Source organism: Legionella sp. PC997, assembly GCF_014109825.1.
In the GTDB taxonomy this organism is placed as follows: domain Bacteria; phylum Pseudomonadota; class Gammaproteobacteria; order Legionellales; family Legionellaceae; genus Legionella.
The window spans coordinates 57,610-73,328 of record NZ_CP059576.1; the positions used below are offsets into that span (position 1 = coordinate 57,610).

The following is a 15,719-nucleotide window of genomic DNA, read 5'->3' on the forward strand; positions in this document are numbered from 1 at the left end:
CACTCCTTGTTTACCAAGCTATAATTTTCTGCCTTTCCGATGTGGAAGTAAAAATAATGAACAGGAGTACCGCATGCAATATAAAAAAATCATATTGGCCCTAGTCTGTTTGTCATCGCCACTCTATGCGGAACATGATCAGCAGTTGCAACGTCAAATAGCCCGTTTACAGAAACAAGCGCAACAATTACAAACTCAATTAGATTCCTTGCAGAAAGAACTAGTTGCTCAGAAAGTGAGTCAGTCAAGCAAGCCAAATAAAAAGCAAGCTAAAAAATCAGAGCCAGTTGTTCATAAAAAACCAGCAAAGAAACATGAAAATGAAAAACATGAAAAAATGGTCAAATACCATTCATCCACGCTCTCAGTGCATACCCCAGAGGAACATCCAGAATCTATTGGATTTTATCCAACTGCCTTAGTGGCTGAAAGTCGAGTTGTTACTTATATCGCTGGGACACCTGTCGTGACCTCTCCGTATTTAGGGGATAGACCTGCATTCGATGGGTCAGATTATATTGTGAATATTTCCAGTATTAACCGTGACATTCGTTTGATGCAACAACGTCGAAAATTATACAGAGCCTATAGAAATATGGGTTATCCGATTCCAGAGAGACCAATTATTGCACTAAGTGGGAAAGCTGAGCCTGTGGGCATGATCAATAGTGATTTTGTTGGTGGAACCAATGTTGATTTGACTTTGGGCTCGAGCGAGGTAGATGTTGCAGCTGCGTTAAATCAAAATGTCGAGGCATATATCGCACTCGCCTATGATGAGAGTCCTCCTGATGTGGGTCCAAGAATTAATAACTCCGCATTTAACCTTAATATGGGTTTTGTGAATGTCGGTAATTTGGATAAGACGCCCTTTTATTTTACTGCTGGTCAGTTGTATGTGCCTTTCGGACGTTATTCTAGCGCCATGATTAGTGCCCCACTGACCCTAAATTTAGCTCGTACTAAAACAAGACCTTTTATTATAGGTTATAAATCACAGGAAGATACCGGGCCATTTGCTGCAGCCTATATATATCGAAGTGATACGACCTTAGGACGCGCTGGTGTAGGCGGTGCCAATGTCGGTTATGTGTTTGCATTTACGGAAGCCACCGGTGAAATAGGTGCAAGTTACATTAGCTCCATCGATGATGCAGCGGGAATGCAAAATACTGGGGGTAATCCCGGCACTTTTGGTGGGTTTGGCTCATTACTTAATGGCAATGAATTAGTCCGTAAGACGGATGCTGTGGATATTTATGGAAACATGGGTTATGACCGATTTAACTTTGCTGCTGAATGGGTGGCTACTATTGAATCATTTAGAACCCAGGATTTAAGTTTCAATGGACATGGTGCAAAACCACAGGCATTACAAACAGAAATTGGTATGACGTTTAAAGCCTTTAACCGACCTGCATCTATCGGTGTGGGTTACCAACATACCAAAGAGGCCCTTGCATTAAATCTACCAGAACACCGTTTCATTGGCGTATTTAATATTTCTATCTGGAAAGATACTGTAGAAAGTATCGAATATCGACATGAAATTGATTATGGATCTAACGATTTCGCTAATGGTGCTTCTGCCCCTGGTTTTGTCAATGCCCCCACACTAGGTACCGGAGGTACAGCGGATACAGTTTCTGCTCAAATTGGGGTTTATTTCTAAAATAATATCATTCAACCTGGGTGAAAGTACCCCCTGTCACCCAGGGTTACAGTGCATCATGCAGAATGCATAATCTCATAGATCGATACGTTACATCTTCTCCCTGCTTATCCTACTGATTTTGCAATGCATGCAGCAATAAAGATGCAAATTGTGCTATCTTTTAACATATAGCGTATTTTATTAGGAAGGGAGCATGTGTGCATCCTACATCATGCCAGGGTCCACAGACACGCCAACACATCGACTAATCTATTTATTGCGATCCAGTGTTCTGCTTATTTTTATTCTAGTTTTTTATACGTCCTGTTCCTATGCAACTAAAGTCGTTGAACTAAACATTAAAGGAGCAATTGGGCCTGCTACGGCAGATTATGTGATTCGTGGTATTGATAATGCACAACATGCAGATTTAATTATAATTACGCTGGATACTCCCGGCGGGCTTGATGAATCAACCCGAAATATCGTTCAAAGCTTTTTATCCTCCAATATTCCTATAGTAACTTATGTCAGTCCGAATGGTGCTCGAGCGGCAAGCGCAGGGACGTATTTACTTTATGCGAGTACCTTGGCCGCCATGGCGCCCGGAACACAATTGGGTGCTGCGAGTCCGGTAAATTTAGCATCAGGGTTCAGTGACACAAGCCCCTCCGATAAACAAACTACCATGGAGAAAAAAATTACCAATGATGCAGTAGCTACCATAAGGTCCCTTGCACAATTGCGAGGTCGCAACCCAGATTTTGCACAAAAAGCGGTTTTAAATGCTGAAACAATGACAGCTACTGAAGCTTTAAAGCAAGGGGTTATTAATTATATTGCAAATAATGAGAGCGAATTGCTGGCGCAGATGAATGGCGTCTCAGTGATACAAAACAATCAAAAAATAACACTTAATACCAGTAATGCTAAAATTGAATTAGTGAAACAGGATTGGCGCACACAATTTTTATCGATAATTACCGATCCCACTGTAGCTTATCTTCTTCTTTTACTAGGGATATATGGTATTTTTTTTGAGTTGGTAAACCCAGGACATTTATTTCCGGGGGTTATTGGAGCGATTTCGATCTGTATTGCGCTTTATGCGCTGCAATTATTACCAGTTAACTACGCTGGGTTTTTTCTTATTATATTGGGAATTGCATTTATTGTAGGGGAAGCATTTGTGCCCGCTTACGGTTCTCTAGGAGTGGGCGGTACCATTGCATTTATTATTGGCTCCATTATGTTAATTGAAACCGATAATCAAATGTACCAAATTGCCTGGTCGGCAATTGTTGCAATGGCTGTTGTAAATATCCTCTTTTTTGTTCTTCTTCTCGGGATGGTATTAAAAGCAAGACGACAAAGTGTAAAACATGGTTTAATCGTTTTAATCGGGGCCAAAGGTCGTACGCTTGGCAATATAAATCATGAAGGACAAGCAATGATTCGTGGTGAAATTTGGAGCGTACATTCTAAATTACCTATAGCCGCGAACAGGCCAATAAAAGTGATTGGAGTTTCAGGGCTTAAAATGGAAATTGAAGAGGATTTGAGCAATCAAGGAGAATAATATGGGACCATTTTTTACGGTAATTATCGTTGCAATTTTACTACTTTTGATATCAGCAGTGAAAGTCTTTAGGGAATATGAGCGCGGCGTTGTATTCATGTTAGGCCGCTTCTGGAAAGTGAAAGGGCCCGGTTTAGTGCTTATTATTCCAGTTATTCAACAAGTTGTACGAGTCGATTTGCGTACTATAGTTATGGACGTACCCAGCCAAGATGTGATCTCTAAGGATAACGTTTCAGTACGCGTGAATGCAGTTTTATATTTTCGGGTGGTGGTCCCAGAAAATGCAATTATTCAAGTAGAAAATTACTATGAAGCCACCAGTCAATTGGCGCAAACTACACTCCGTTCTGTATTAGGCCAACATGAACTCGATGAAATGCTTTCTGAACGCGAACGCTTAAATAGTGATGTACAGAAAATATTGGACTCACAAACAGATAATTGGGGCATTAAGGTGTCTAATGTGGAGATAAAACGAGTCGATTTGGACGAAAGCATGATTCGTGCAATTGCAAGACAGGCTGAAGCTGAGCGCGAACGGCGTGCGAAAGTGATTCATGCTGAAGGTGAGTTACAAGCTTCAGATAAATTGCTGCAAGCATCTCAAGTTTTGGCACAACAACCGCAAGCAATGCAGTTGCGTTATTTGCAGACATTAGCTGCTATAGCCGGCAACAATAACTCCACTATTGTGTTTCCCATGCCTATGGAGTTAGGTGATATTTTATCTAATATGGCCTCAAGGAAAAAATAGATATGTTAGAAGGTAGCCTGGGTGACGGCACGCCGTAATCCGGGTTTTCAACCTTAAAATCACTCTTATTTTATCGTTTAGATTAAAAAACTCGCCGTGGTTTTAATGTAAGAGAAATTTTACTGAGAATACTCACTATCGGCAGCAGAATTATATAAGAGACGAGTTCAATTATTTTGAATAAATGCTTTCGTTTCCCTTCGGCTAAGGCGTAATTTCGACTAAATTTTTCAAATAATGGCCAATCGCAAATTTTAAAACCATTGGGGGATTTATAGCCTATAAAAAAGTAGCCAGTAAAATATCCATAAAATTGAAACAATTTTTGTGGATAAAAGACATAGGTTGCAGCCGCAGAGGCTTCTAAATAGCTTGTGTAATGCCAGCAATTTTTAGGCAAAAAGAGCATATCTCCTCGTTCAAGCGTAATGTGATAACCTTCTGCTTGGTTTAATCTTGGGTATTGTTTCAATAATAAATCCCAGGATTGACCAAATTCCACTAGACTGTCTCCAACAAAAGGAAGCTTATAGATATTTTGGCTTTGTTCTTCAGTAAACAATAACACCTGCTTTTTTCCACTTAAGCATAAGTGAAGATTACAGCAATGCTCTCTATCAAAGTGGATTTCTGTATGCGCTCCCTTACCTCCAAAAAAATAAAGAACTTTTAAATTTTTGTTAAAGTACCTAGGTCGAAATGGAATTTTTTGCCAAAGGGGCACATGACGTTCTATTGCTGCCGAATGTTTTGGAAAAGTTTGACCAAAAATTCTATAAGGCTTATTATTTTTAATGTGGGACATCACGGTTGAAAAATTACCCCGATCGTAAGATTTCCAACTATGATTTTCATAAGTATCATAGGTGATTACCCCTTCCAGAAGATTTTCAAAATATTCAATGGAAAACTTGTCAGTAAATTGTTTAATTTTAATTAAGATAGGTTCTTTTGAGCGATAAATAATACGTTTAATATATTCTTCTTGACCGTATTCGTACTCAATTTCTTGTATTTGTTTTATTTTCATTTCTTAACCTTTTGGACAAGATAATAAAAATAATATTTTCTACCCCAAAATTTTTCCTTTCGGGCGTATTTTGCGACGTAATGGAGCGCAGGATTTTTAAACCTAATTTTCCACCAAGGAAGGAAGATTAATCCGCATACCGCAGCAATCGTTGGAAGTTCGGATATAATTTGACTTATATCATCCCCAGCAATGGACAAAGCCTGTCGGTAAAACCCTTCTTCATTGACGATTAACCGTTGATAAAGTGAGGCTTGTACCTGCTTGGTAATATTCACTTTTTGGATTATTTTTAGTTTATCGTTGTTCTTAATAAATTGTTCTAACTTGTTGGATTGATCTTTATTTTTAAAATAATGATCTGCATAACAAAAAAATCCACCTAGAGATAAGACCCGCTCTACTTCAGAAAAAAAATCCTCGATTCGAGGATAAAGATGAGAGCTTTCAAGATTGATAACGATATCAAAACATTCATTACCTAAGGGGAGATTTTCGGCATCAGATTGAATGTAATTTACTTTATCCTCGTCGTAAAAATGACGATTGGAGTTGACTACTAAACGGTTAACCAAATCGACTCCTAATGCATAATCGGTTTTTAATAGTTCAGAACTTGCTTTAAGGCCAAGGCCATTGCCACTTCCTATCTCAAGCAATCTCTTATAAAAAAATTGAGTTTTGATTAGGGGCCTAATCAGTGAGTAAAGAAGTAATTGAGAATATATATCTTGCACCTCAGAGATTTTCGAAAAATCGAAATTTAATTCTTTATATTCGTCATGGATTTTTTTATCCCAGAAACCTAGGTTCAAAAATACTTTATTATGATGTAATTGACCAAAAGTGTTATAGCTGTCTTGAATCAATTTTTTAATAAATTTGATTTCTGAGCGATCTAGGTAATGATGCCTCATTACGAAACCAATTTGCCTGGCCGCATGGCTATAACTTGGGATTTCTTCATCCATTTGATTCGAGTAATTATGCAACTCATATGATAAGTATAAACGATTTTTGGTAAGAGATAGTCATCAATCATTTTGGCGCAATATCAATACAATCTTTCGTTTATCTGACTTTTATGATAGAACACTTCTTTTGAAGAATTCATGAGGTTTTATTGTGTCGATTAAATCAGATAGATGGATAGAAAAAATGGCCCTTGAACATGGAATGATCTCTCCATTTCAACCCGGACAAGTGCGTGAAAATAACAATGGCCGCATTATTTCCTATGGGGTATCCAGTTATGGATACGACGTTCGTTGTGCGAATGAATTTAAAATTTTTACTAATATAAATTCCGCGATTGTCGATCCTAAAGCTTTTGATGAAAACAGCTTTGTTGATGTGCAATCTGATGTTTGTATTATTCCACCGAACTCCTTTGCATTAGCGAGAACAGTAGAGTATTTTCGCATTCCACGAAATATCCTAACTATTTGTTTGGGTAAATCTACTTATGCACGTTGTGGGATTATTGTGAATGTTACCCCTTTAGAGCCAGAGTGGGAAGGCCATGTAACTCTGGAGTTTTCAAATACAACTACCTTGCCCGCTAAAATTTATGCCCATGAGGGTGTGGCGCAAATGCTATTTCTGGAGGCCTCTGAAGTTTGTGCGGTTTCGTATCGTGATCGCGGTGGAAAATATCAGGGCCAAACCGGTGTTACTTTACCTCGCACGTAATCTTGAATAAACAATTCCAAGAGCGGTGCTCAGACTATTTCAAGCTTTACAACAAACTACCCTCAGTCTTCATCGGGTAGTTTGTATTTATCACGCGATGCATCAACGCGTTCACGTAATTCTTTTCCCGGTTTAAAGTGCGGACTGTATTTTGCTTTAGTCACTACTTTTTCACCTGTTTTGGGATTATGGGCATTACGCGGAGGTCTATAATGAAGAGAAAAACTTCCAAATCCCCGGATTTCTATTCTTTGATTTTTAATGAGTGCTTCACTCATTAATTCCAATATTCTATTAATGCCATCAGCCACTTGCTTTTCAGTAAGATGCGTCATTCGAGCAGCGATGTGTTCAATGAGTTCCGATTTGATCATACCCACCTCGTGTTGTCGCGTGTTTCAAAGTCTGCTACCAATACAGATTAGGTGCTGACAATGGTCCCTTGTTTTATAAGTATAGACTGGGAAAAAAATTATTCAATGTTTTCAAGACAGTTAGTCTAAAGTTGTTTTTCGTGTATGAATATAGGCGAAAACCACACCCCAGCTCATTTCAACTTTGGTATGGGCGGTTACAGTAAAATGAATACAGGACAATGTTTTGCTAGTTGTAATTATTGTTTTCAGCTGCGATAGCTGATCCAGCTTAGCACAGAGTTTTTCCCATGTGGGACCAAAAAAAGCAGTAGAATTAATAAAAACAAGGGTTGCCTCGTTTAGATTCGCTTCTAGAAAATCACCTAGAATAAACTGAATCCTTTTAGCTTGGTCGGTATAGTGCTTCAATGCTGCCAATTGCTTGACTCGTCTGCATGCATCTAAGTAGAGCTCAGGAAATAATTCGATTCCCACGCTTTTGCGGACGGGAAAAACCATGCTGCAGGCCAAAACCGCTTTCCCTATTCCCGAGCCCAAGTCATAGAATACTGTGTACTCATCTGGGTTGGTTAATGATAAGAGCGCGATAAATGATAAAAACTCAATTTCTCCATAAGCATATTCCATTGCATCATGCTTCTGGCGAGCATCCTGAGAAAGGAGAAAGCCGTTAGCATCTGTGTAAATTTGGCGAAATACTTGGGCGTGTTCTAGCAGGTTTAAAGATTTTTGCCATCGGTTTATACTGGCTTGTTTATGTTTGTACCTTAAATGAAGCAGCAAGGTTAAGAATATAATGAGCAAGCAAACAAAATAAAGTATAGAATGCCTCAAGAGTAAATTCCTTTTCAAATAGGAAGCTAATTATAGCTGTTTCTCTGGGACCTTGAAAAATAAGACACTAATCAGTATATCTTATTCGCTTGTTGAGACGCTACCTGTTTTCCGAATTAAGAGTATCGAAGAAGCTAATTGGTTTCGTAAGTTTTTTACGCTAGTTTATTCGCTTTAGAGAAGGTTGGTGTTGATTATTTGATCTTAAAAAGTTTTTTTCTTATCCACTTCATCTGATCACAAAACATAAAGTCTATCTTATTGCATTATAATCGAGTAAAATTTCTGCATGTAGTATAGAATAATAATGTTAAGTATTATTTTTGTTTAATAGTTTTTGTTTCTAAAAACGGGAGTTACTGTAAATTATGTCTTACGATGTTTATAGTTAATATTTCCTTAATTTTGATTCATTAGAATGAAGTTATATTGAGGGGTAGGAGAGGCATTATGGCTGGTTTTTTTAGTAATCGAGCTTATGTACATCAGGAAGCTAAGCCACGCGCAGAATACAATTTTATCAACGTTGGTAATGAACAATTCCATGCTGTTGCTGTAGCAATGATTGATTCGTTACAAAGCGTTTCCCAACGAGGTAACGATGCAACTTTGAAAAAAATCTTGGAGCGCTTTTATCTTCATTTCCCCAAATATATAAATAACCAACCTTATTTAACACTTCCAGAACGTATGAGTATGTTACTCAATACTTCTCGTAAGTCAGAGTTAGTGGACTGCATGGCTTACGTATTACGTCAGCTTGCAGTAGATGAGATCTATACTAATCCATTAATGTATCGTGAAGTATTTAATGGATTAAGTGCTGACACACCCAAAAGCTATTTGCGTAATCCAGAGGTCGAACTCCCATCCAGTGCTTTAAAAGCCTTAGCCCAGGCGCTGGAAATTAGTATAACGCTATCTTTTAAAGAACTTGGAAAGGAACTGAGAAAAAGAGAGGTGTATGAGGGAGAAACAGGTTCTAATAAAATTAATTTAGTAATCCAAGTGCAAGGGGATCAGCATTTCCCTGCCGTAAAACATAAAGCAGATTTTGCCTATGTTGGTCAGTTAGCCATTAATGCTCCCAAACCTATTGAGCATACCAAAGAGCAGGGAGAAACTTTAAGCGATATTATTGGGCTAATTGCGGAAGATAATAAACAGCTGTTGCAGTCTTATGAGCAATGGCGTAAGACTATTTTAAGCATGGTTGTTGCAGGTGAATTAAACCGCAAACAATTAGTGAGACTCTATATTACTTTTTTACCTGCTCAAATGAATAATACAATCTCGTCTGCTCTTGAACATGCAAATAGAAAACCCGTTATTGCTGGTATTCCCCAAGAACGAGAACAACAAATGATTGAGCTTCTAGCAAATGCTTTATCAAGCTGGATTAGCACAAAACAGGTTGAGCCCGATAGTTTATTTGATCAAATAGAAAATCAATCTGCTATTTCATTGAGATAATCTTTATTTAGGCTATCGAAGCAGAATCTGGTTACTACCTACATTCCCTCTTCTGCTTCTAGGTTTGGAATTACAGAAATCCGTGCTCTTTCATCCATTCATCATTGGGAAATTTTGACATGTAATTCCGAATGGAGTCGGGCAAAATAACCAAGCATTTTTGATCCTTGCTTAATGATTTTGCAGCTTGCAGAGCCGCCCACATTGCTGCGCCTGAAGAGCCTCCTACCAGTAAACCCTCTTCTCGGATTAAATCTCTTGCAGTTCGGAATGAATCCAGATCATTCGTTTTAATGTATTTATCAATCAAACTATTATCTAAAACTTCTGGGAAGAAGTCATAACCTATCCCTTCCACGGCATAGGATTTAATTTCAGTGCCGCCACCAAGGATCGAACCTTCAGGATCGACACCAATAATCTTGATCTCTGGGTTATATTCTTTAAGACGTCTGGCAATGCCCGTAATTGTTCCGCCAGTGCCTACCCCGGCAACAATCATATGTAGATCTTTGCCAAAATCATCAATAATTTCTTGAGCAGTACCCTTATAATGGGCATTAGGATTATTAGGATTTGCGTACTGATCGAGGATATGAGAATTAGGAATTTCTGCTTGCAATCGTTTCGCTAAAGAAATATGGCTTTCAGGATCGTCATATGCTGCTTCGGTTGGGGTGCGATAAATCGTTGCCCCCAAGCGCTCAAGTACAGATTGTTTTTCCTGACTCATTTTTTCGGGCATGGTAATGATGACTTTGTAACCTAATACAGCGCCTGCCAACGCAATGCCTATTCCTGTGTTCCCAGAAGTTGGTTCGATGAGCGTGTCACCTGGTTTAATACGACCATCGCGTTCCGCATGAACAATCATTTCATACCCAATACGATCTTTAACAGAGCCGCCTGGATTGAAAAACTCGCATTTTGCATACAGTTTGCAATTTAGATCACGACCTAAACGATTAATTTTTACTACAGGAGTGTGTCCGATGGTGGCGAGTATGTTGCTATAGATCATATTTAGTCCTTTATTGAGAGTGGTTTGATTTGATTATATGGTTTTTATGCAAAAAAAAAAATTTCTTGTTGGATTTAGGTGGTGATTTTAACTTTTTTAATTTATATTTATTTTTCAAACAACAAAAGCAGGGAGCGAAATATGTTTCATTTAAAGTCACTTAAGTGGTGTTTTGGTATCGCTTTATCTTTGGGATTATGTGCATGCATGGATATGCAGCGTTCAGAGCATATGAATACACAAGGCTATGAACAAATGAATACTCAAAACAAGCAACAAGCAGGGAATAAGCCTAAGGCACAAAAGACCTATGCATCAAAAGATCCTACGCAAAAAGCAACCCCAGGTCCTAAACGTAATGCTGCACCACAAATACCTGTAATACAATAATGTTGCTCATCTAAACTTTCCCGCTATTAAGCGGGAAAGCAATTCCCTATTTGAAGTTATAGCCCACGGACTCCTCATCTCTGGCTATACGCTCCTGTTCCAGTTCTCTCTGTAATTCCATTAAATTCAGTCCATCTTTAATCATTTCATCTCGTACAAATTGTCGCGAAGCATAATCTCCAAAGAAACTCATTTTTTTCTTACCCGCTTTTTCAAGACCTTGATGAGATGTTCTTGCGTTTTTATGTTCCTGCGATACCGTTTGCACAGAAGGAATAATTCTTTTTACTTTCATACTTGAACCTTATTTTCCTATATATTTTTAATAATCATCCTTGTATTTTAAGAAGCAAAATTCATTTTTGCTTCGAATACGCTAATGATTTAAAAGGTATGCCTATTATATACATAACAGACATACCCAAAATTAGCAGAGCAACTATGTAATAGATTCACATTGTTTTTTCAAGCGATTATTTAAAAGAATTATTCAGGGGCAATCATTTTTTCTGGTCTGACTAATTCCGCAAAACGTTCTGCCGTTAAAATCCCAAGCTTGACTGCTGCTTCTTGTAAGGAGCAATTGTCATGATGCGCAGTTTTAGCAATTTTAGCTGCTTTATCATAGCCTATGTGTTGATTAAGCGCTGTGACGAGCATTAGGGAGTGATGTAAGTAATAGTCAATCACCTTGCGATTGGCTTCAATTCCTTCTGCACAAAACTCTTGGAATGAATGGCAAGTATCAGCAAGCAAATTAAGCGAATGAAGTACATTAAAGATGATCACCGGTTTAAATACATTCAGTTCAAAATTACCCTGACTGTCGGCTATGCCCACCGTTGTATCATTTCCCAGAACTTGCGCACAAACCATAGTCATTGCTTCACATTGGGTTGGATTGACTTTCCCTGGCATAATGGACGATCCAGGTTCGTTTTCTGGAATAATTAACTCACCAATACCACAACGTGGACCAGACGCTAACCATCGAATGTCATTTGCAATTTTCATTAAAGCGCAAGCTAACGTTTTCATTGCTCCATGGGCATTTACCAAAGGTTCATGCGATGCTAAAGCGGCAAATTTATTTTCTGCGCTAACAAAGGGTAATTGGGTTATTTGCGCAATATGTTGTGCTACTTTGGTTGCAAATTGAGGATGGGTATTTAACCCCGTTCCCACCGCAGTTCCACCGGCAGCCAGTTCATATAATTCGGGCAATACCCCTTCAAGGCGATGGAGGCAGGCATCAAGTTGAGCAACATAACCTGAAAATTCTTGACCTAAAGTGATAGGAACAGCATCTTGTAAATGAGTTCGGCCTATTTTGACTATATCTTTAAAGGCAGCCATTTTGACGGCGAAAGCATCACGTAAGTTTTTAACGGCGGGGATTAATTTTTTATTGAAAGCAATGGCTGCCGCAATATGCATGGCAGTGGGAAATGTATCATTTGAAGATTGAGACATGTTCACATGATCGTTAGGATGAACTGGTGATTTACTTCCCATGGTACCACCTGCCAATTCAATAGCACGATTTGAGATTACCTCATTGGCATTCATATTGGATTGAGTACCGCTTCCTGTTTGCCACACATGCAAAGGAAAATGTTCATCTAACATCCCTTTGCTGACTTCATCAGCAGCTTGAATAATTAAGTCCGCTTTATCTTTGGGTAATTTCCCCAAGTCTAAGTTGGTTAATGCGGCAGCTTTTTTCAAGATCCCAAAGGCATGGGTAACTTCGCGCGGCATAATATCCTTGCCTATATTAAAATGATGTAATGATCGCTCAGTCTGTGCTCCCCAATATTTATTGGCAGGAACAGCAATCTCACCCATGCTGTCCGATTCTATACGTGTTTTGCTCATGGTTTTTTAATTTCCTTAATGCGTTAAATAAAATAAAAAATTCTATCACATAGGGCTAAAATAAGTAATTTTTGTTATAGTATTGGCAAGTAAAGGTACGGGGCTTGGATGCATCAAAGCACTATCTAAGCTACGTAAGAGAACAAAACACATGAGAGCAGTACGTATTTATCAATCTGGAACTTATCATCCAGGTCAGCTTTTAGAATTATCTCCAGAAGCCAGTCAGCATGTTGGGGTTGTTTTGCGCATGCAACCTGGCGAGTCGCTTACTTTATTTTGTGGGGATGATCACGAATTTTCTGCAACTATAGAATCAGTTAAGAAAAAACAAGTTATTGTCCGTATTGGTTCGAGTACCCATATAAGCCGAGAATCGCCCTTAGCTATTCACTTAGCACAAGCCATCTCCAAAGGTGAGCGTATGGAGTTTGTAATGCAAAAAGCGGTGGAATTGGGTGTGGCGAGCATTACTCCTATTATTACGAAGCGTTGTGTCGTCAAACTAGACAAAGAACGCATGGCAAAAAAACTGCACCAGTGGCAGGCGATTGTCATTGCTGCCTGTGAACAATCTGGACGTAATACGGTTCCCCTAGTACATACCCCGATGTCCCTAGAGGATTATATGCATGCGGCGCAAGCAGAATTAAGGTTTATCTTAGATCCAGGTGAAAATAAAAAGTGGCGCGATTATGCGTTTAGCTCATCGGTAGTTGATTTGCTTATTGGTCCTGAAGGTGGGCTAAGTGAGGATGAAGTTCAATTTGCTTGTAAGCATGGGTTTCAGCCTTTATCCTTAGGCCCAAGAATTTTACGTACGGAAACCGCGGCGATTACTGCATTAAGTGTGTTGCAAGCCGTAGGTGGTGATCTATAATAGAACGTGTGGACCAGTTTTTCCTGCAACAAAAATCGTGAAAAATATAAGTGGTGCGGGTTGAATGACAAATCTTTTGACTGTAGTTAAGATGATGGGAATCATTCAGAAAATTTTTCAATCAAACTATGCCCATACCGTTGCAGTAAAGGTTGGCAATTAACGAATTTTAAACAACAGAGGTTGAACATGAGTGATCTTATTAAAACGATAACAGATGCAAGCTTCGAACAGGATGTAATCCAGGCAAATAAGCCTGTATTAGTTGATTTTTGGGCTGAGTGGTGTGGACCATGCCGTGCACTGACCCCTATATTGGAAGAAGTAGCTGCTACTCATGGTGAGCAAGTAACTTTTGCGAAAATTAATATTGATGAACATCCTCAAACTCCTGCAAAGTTTGGTGTGATGAGTATTCCTACCTTGATTTTATTTAAAAATGGTCAAGTTGAAGCGGTTAAAATGGGTTTGCTTTCAAAATCTCAATTAAGTGCTTTTGTTGAAAGCCACGTTTAATTTTTATTTTCTATATAAAAAATGTTGTATCTTTTACTAAAGCTGTGATAGCCTGTCTGCAATATGTGGTATAATTTGAATATATCACATAGGCAGCAGAATCCTTAGCTGCTATTCTTAATAATATTTTTCCCGGATACCCAATTCGATTAATCAACAAATCAAGTGAGAAGTATGAATCTTAGTGAACTTAAGCAATTGCCTATTGCCGATCTTTTTAACATCGCACAAGAGATTGGTGTCGAAAACCCTTCCCGTATGCGCAAACAAGAAATTATTTTTGCGATTCTTAAAGCTCATGCCTTAAAAGGTGAAGACATCCATGGTGATGGTGTTTTAGAAGTCCTGACGGATGGTTTCGGTTTCTTGCGTTCTGCCGATGGTTCTTATTTGGCAGGCCCTGATGACATTTATGTATCACCTAGCCAAATCAGACGTTTCGGTTTGCGTTCTGGCGATACTATTTCCGGTAAAATTCGTCCTCCCAAAGACAGTGAACGTTATTTTGCTTTGTTGAAAGTTGATGAAATCAACTATGATTCCCCGGATAGTGCCAAAAGAAAAATTTTATTTGAAAACCTTACCCCTCTGTTTGCTACAGAGCGCTTGGTGATGGAGCAAGGAAATGGCAGCACCGAAGATTTGACCGCGCGAGTAGTTGATTTATGCGCACCTTTTGGTCGAGGTCAACGTGGCTTGATTGTTTCCCCACCTAAAGCGGGTAAAACATTAATGTTGCAAAATATTGCACGTTCTATAGAAAAGAATTATCCAGAATGTTACCTCATTGTGTTGCTGATTGATGAGCGTCCAGAAGAAGTAACTGAAATGCAACGTTCTGTAAAAGGTGAGGTAGTTGCCAGTACCTTTGATGAGCCCGCTAACCGCCATGTTCAAGTTGCTGAAATGGTGATTGAAAAAGCCAAACGCTTAGTTGAACACAAACGTGACGTGGTTATTTTACTTGACTCAATTACTCGTTTAGCTCGCGCATACAACACGGTGATTCCTTCTTCTGGTAAGGTATTAACTGGTGGGGTCGATGCGAATGCATTGCAAAGACCAAAGCGTCTCTATGGTGCTGCACGAAATATAGAAGAGGGTGGTAGCCTGACTATTATTGCTACGGCTCTGGTGGACACAGGTTCAAAAATGGATGAAGTGATTTACGAAGAATTCAAGGGAACCGGTAACATGGAAATTCACTTGAGTCGTAATATTGCGGAACGTCGAGTGTTCCCTGCAATTAATATTAATCGTTCAGGCACACGTCGTGAAGATCTATTATTAAGCCCAGAAGATCTTCAACGTACCTGGATATTGCGTAAAATTCTGCAGTCGATGGATGAATGTGATGCAATTGAGTTCTTGATCGAGCGCATGAAAAATCACAAAACCAATGCTGAATTTTTTGATGCAATGAAACGTCAAGAGTAATTTAAGTTTTAAACGCCTTCAATGCTACCGGAGTAAGCGATGACTCTTGAGCATTAGGTTAAAGAACTTCGTCATTCCCGCGTATGCGGGAATCCATCCCTGAATTAGTTTTGGTTTTCATTAGAGTTGGTTTCCCGTATACGTGGTATTGCCTTTAGGGTTTTGTCATTTCGGAACGGGAATCAATCTTAAAGTGACCCT

The 15,719-nt window shown here is 38.9% G+C and carries 16 protein-coding genes; 9 read left to right on the forward strand and 7 right to left on the reverse strand.

Annotated elements, in window-relative coordinates; all coding sequences use genetic code 11:
- Positions 1–73: 73 nt before the first annotated feature.
- The 3 genes from HBNCFIEN_RS00230 (at position 74) to HBNCFIEN_RS00240 (ending at position 3,990) form a co-directional block, all read left to right on the forward strand.
- The gene (locus tag HBNCFIEN_RS00230; protein ID WP_182392168.1) at positions 74–1,672 is read left to right on the forward strand and encodes an LbtU family siderophore porin; all 1,599 of its coding nucleotides are present in this window, start codon (positions 74–76) and stop codon (positions 1,670–1,672) included.
- Positions 1,673–1,868: 196 nt separating this feature from the next.
- The gene (locus tag HBNCFIEN_RS00235; protein WP_255464281.1) at positions 1,869–3,233 is read left to right on the forward strand and encodes a nodulation protein NfeD; all 1,365 of its coding nucleotides are present in this window, start codon (positions 1,869–1,871) and stop codon (positions 3,231–3,233) included.
- Position 3,234: 1 nt separating this feature from the next.
- Positions 3,235–3,990, forward strand: a complete 756-nt coding sequence (locus tag HBNCFIEN_RS00240; protein WP_182392169.1) for a slipin family protein — start codon at positions 3,235–3,237, stop codon at positions 3,988–3,990.
- Positions 3,991–4,072: 82 nt separating this feature from the next.
- Here the strand turns inward: HBNCFIEN_RS00240 and HBNCFIEN_RS00245 are convergent, their stop codons facing one another.
- Complete coding sequence (locus HBNCFIEN_RS00245) at positions 4,073–5,020, reverse strand: cupin-like domain-containing protein (RefSeq protein ID WP_182392170.1); 948 nt, start codon at positions 5,018–5,020, stop codon at positions 4,073–4,075.
- Positions 5,017–5,991, reverse strand: a complete 975-nt coding sequence (locus tag HBNCFIEN_RS00250; protein WP_182392171.1) for a class I SAM-dependent methyltransferase — start codon at positions 5,989–5,991, stop codon at positions 5,017–5,019. The genes HBNCFIEN_RS00245 and HBNCFIEN_RS00250 overlap by 4 nt, the downstream gene beginning before the upstream one ends.
- 154 nt (positions 5,992–6,145) lie before the next feature.
- On the opposite strand from HBNCFIEN_RS00250, the gene dcd reads away from it, so the two are divergent.
- The gene (gene dcd / locus HBNCFIEN_RS00255; protein WP_182392172.1) at positions 6,146–6,712 is read left to right on the forward strand and encodes a dCTP deaminase; all 567 of its coding nucleotides are present in this window, start codon (positions 6,146–6,148) and stop codon (positions 6,710–6,712) included.
- A gap of 62 nt (positions 6,713–6,774) precedes the next feature.
- Here dcd and HBNCFIEN_RS00260 read toward each other — a convergent pair whose 3' ends face one another.
- On the reverse strand, positions 6,775–7,086 hold the full coding sequence (locus tag HBNCFIEN_RS00260) for an integration host factor subunit beta (protein ID WP_182392173.1): 312 nt from the start codon (positions 7,084–7,086) through the stop codon (positions 6,775–6,777).
- A gap of 120 nt (positions 7,087–7,206) precedes the next feature.
- On the reverse strand, positions 7,207–7,923 hold the full coding sequence (locus HBNCFIEN_RS00265; protein ID WP_182392174.1) for a hypothetical protein: 717 nt from the start codon (positions 7,921–7,923) through the stop codon (positions 7,207–7,209).
- 450 nt (positions 7,924–8,373) lie between these two features.
- Between HBNCFIEN_RS00265 and HBNCFIEN_RS00270 the strand changes: the two genes are divergently transcribed.
- A complete protein-coding gene (locus tag HBNCFIEN_RS00270) occupies positions 8,374–9,396 on the forward strand; it encodes a hypothetical protein (RefSeq protein ID WP_255464282.1) in 1,023 nt (340 codons plus the stop codon).
- 70 nt (positions 9,397–9,466) lie between these two features.
- Here the strand turns inward: HBNCFIEN_RS00270 and HBNCFIEN_RS00275 are convergent, their stop codons facing one another.
- The gene (locus tag HBNCFIEN_RS00275) at positions 9,467–10,417 is read right to left on the reverse strand and encodes a pyridoxal-phosphate dependent enzyme (protein WP_182392175.1); all 951 of its coding nucleotides are present in this window, start codon (positions 10,415–10,417) and stop codon (positions 9,467–9,469) included.
- A gap of 141 nt (positions 10,418–10,558) precedes the next feature.
- Between HBNCFIEN_RS00275 and HBNCFIEN_RS00280 the strand changes: the two genes are divergently transcribed.
- Positions 10,559–10,807, forward strand: coding sequence for a hypothetical protein (locus tag HBNCFIEN_RS00280; RefSeq protein ID WP_182392176.1), 249 nt, complete (start codon positions 10,559–10,561; stop codon positions 10,805–10,807).
- Positions 10,808–10,853: 46 nt separating this feature from the next.
- Here HBNCFIEN_RS00280 and HBNCFIEN_RS00285 read toward each other — a convergent pair whose 3' ends face one another.
- Together HBNCFIEN_RS00285 and fumC are read right to left on the reverse strand one after the other, a co-directional pair.
- On the reverse strand, positions 10,854–11,102 hold the full coding sequence (locus tag HBNCFIEN_RS00285) for a hypothetical protein (protein WP_182392177.1): 249 nt from the start codon (positions 11,100–11,102) through the stop codon (positions 10,854–10,856).
- Positions 11,103–11,293: 191 nt separating this feature from the next.
- Positions 11,294–12,685, reverse strand: a complete 1,392-nt coding sequence (gene fumC, locus HBNCFIEN_RS00290) for a class II fumarate hydratase (RefSeq protein ID WP_182392178.1) — start codon at positions 12,683–12,685, stop codon at positions 11,294–11,296.
- A gap of 151 nt (positions 12,686–12,836) precedes the next feature.
- On the opposite strand from fumC, the gene HBNCFIEN_RS00295 reads away from it, so the two are divergent.
- From HBNCFIEN_RS00295 to rho, 3 genes are all read left to right on the forward strand, one after another.
- Entirely contained in the window at positions 12,837–13,565 is a 729-nt protein-coding gene (locus HBNCFIEN_RS00295; RefSeq protein ID WP_182392179.1) for a 16S rRNA (uracil(1498)-N(3))-methyltransferase, read from the forward strand.
- 189 nt (positions 13,566–13,754) lie between these two features.
- Positions 13,755–14,081 carry a thioredoxin gene (gene trxA, locus HBNCFIEN_RS00300; protein ID WP_182392180.1) on the forward strand — a complete coding sequence of 109 codons (327 nt, stop codon included), beginning with the start codon at positions 13,755–13,757 and terminating at the stop codon, positions 14,079–14,081.
- A 174-nt stretch (positions 14,082–14,255) separates the two neighbouring features.
- Complete coding sequence (gene rho / locus HBNCFIEN_RS00305) at positions 14,256–15,518, forward strand: transcription termination factor Rho (RefSeq protein ID WP_182392181.1); 1,263 nt, start codon at positions 14,256–14,258, stop codon at positions 15,516–15,518.
- Positions 15,519–15,719: the final 201 nt, after the last annotated feature.

Excerpts from the sequence above, each read along its gene's own strand:
- HBNCFIEN_RS00230 (WP_182392168.1), top strand. The coding sequence starts at position 74 with ATGCAATATAAAAAAATCATATTGGCCCTAGTCTGTTTGTCATCGCCA.
- HBNCFIEN_RS00235 (WP_255464281.1), top strand. The coding sequence starts at position 1,869 with ATGTGTGCATCCTACATCATGCCAGGGTCCACAGACACGCCAACACAT.
- HBNCFIEN_RS00240 (WP_182392169.1), top strand. The coding sequence starts at position 3,235 with ATGGGACCATTTTTTACGGTAATTATCGTTGCAATTTTACTACTTTTG.
- HBNCFIEN_RS00245 (WP_182392170.1), bottom strand. The coding sequence starts at position 5,020 with ATGAAAATAAAACAAATACAAGAAATTGAGTACGAATACGGTCAAGAA.
- HBNCFIEN_RS00250 (WP_182392171.1), bottom strand. The coding sequence starts at position 5,991 with ATGGATGAAGAAATCCCAAGTTATAGCCATGCGGCCAGGCAAATTGGT.
- HBNCFIEN_RS00260 (WP_182392173.1), bottom strand. The coding sequence starts at position 7,086 with ATGATCAAATCGGAACTCATTGAACACATCGCTGCTCGAATGACGCAT.
- HBNCFIEN_RS00270 (WP_255464282.1), top strand. The coding sequence starts at position 8,374 with ATGGCTGGTTTTTTTAGTAATCGAGCTTATGTACATCAGGAAGCTAAG.
- HBNCFIEN_RS00275 (WP_182392175.1), bottom strand. The coding sequence starts at position 10,417 with ATGATCTATAGCAACATACTCGCCACCATCGGACACACTCCTGTAGTA.
- HBNCFIEN_RS00280 (WP_182392176.1), top strand. The coding sequence starts at position 10,559 with ATGTTTCATTTAAAGTCACTTAAGTGGTGTTTTGGTATCGCTTTATCT.
- HBNCFIEN_RS00285 (WP_182392177.1), bottom strand. The coding sequence starts at position 11,102 with ATGAAAGTAAAAAGAATTATTCCTTCTGTGCAAACGGTATCGCAGGAA.
- fumC (WP_182392178.1), bottom strand. The coding sequence starts at position 12,685 with ATGAGCAAAACACGTATAGAATCGGACAGCATGGGTGAGATTGCTGTT.
- HBNCFIEN_RS00295 (WP_182392179.1), top strand. The coding sequence starts at position 12,837 with ATGAGAGCAGTACGTATTTATCAATCTGGAACTTATCATCCAGGTCAG.
- trxA (WP_182392180.1), top strand. The coding sequence starts at position 13,755 with ATGAGTGATCTTATTAAAACGATAACAGATGCAAGCTTCGAACAGGAT.
- rho (WP_182392181.1), top strand. The coding sequence starts at position 14,256 with ATGAATCTTAGTGAACTTAAGCAATTGCCTATTGCCGATCTTTTTAAC.